Genomic DNA, 566 nt, shown 5'->3' on the forward strand with positions numbered 1-566 from the left:
CAGTGGAACAGCCTTAACACCGGAGCCGTAGAACTCAACGAACTTCTGGACGACGCCGTGGTCGCGCAGCATTTCGGTGATGGTCAGCACAACGTCAGTTGCGGTAACGCCTACTGGGATCTCGCCGGTCAACTTGAAGCCAACAACGCGAGGGATCAGCATGGACACTGGCTGGCCGAGCATTGCTGCTTCAGCCTCAATGCCACCAACGCCCCAGCCCAGGATGCCCAGGCCGTTTTCCATGGTGGTGTGGGAGTCGGTACCGATGCAGGTATATGGGTATGCAAGGCCCTCGTTGTCGAAGACGACGCGAGCCAAGTACTCAATGTTGACCTGGTGGACGATACCGGTTCCTGGAGGAACAACGCGGAAGTTGGAGAAGGACTCGGAACCCCAACGCAGGAACTGGTAACGCTCCTCGTTGCGCTCGTACTCGATCTCAACGTTCTTAGCCAGTGCATCTGGGCGGCCGAAAGCCTCCACGATGACGGAGTGGTCAATGACCATCTCGGCTGGGTTCAGTGGGTTGACGTCGTTAGGGTCGCCACCGAGTGCAGCAACTGCCT

1 protein-coding gene is annotated in these 566 nt (G+C 58.3%); it reads right to left on the reverse strand.

The features are described 5' to 3' along the window. Positions 1 to 566, reverse strand: a 566-nt coding sequence (locus MD273_RS19320; protein ID WP_239039284.1) for an aconitase family protein, incomplete at both ends; no start/stop codon positions are given.

It is taken from the genome of Marinobacter sp. C7, assembly GCF_022343555.1.
Lineage (GTDB): Bacteria > Pseudomonadota > Gammaproteobacteria > Pseudomonadales > Oleiphilaceae > Marinobacter.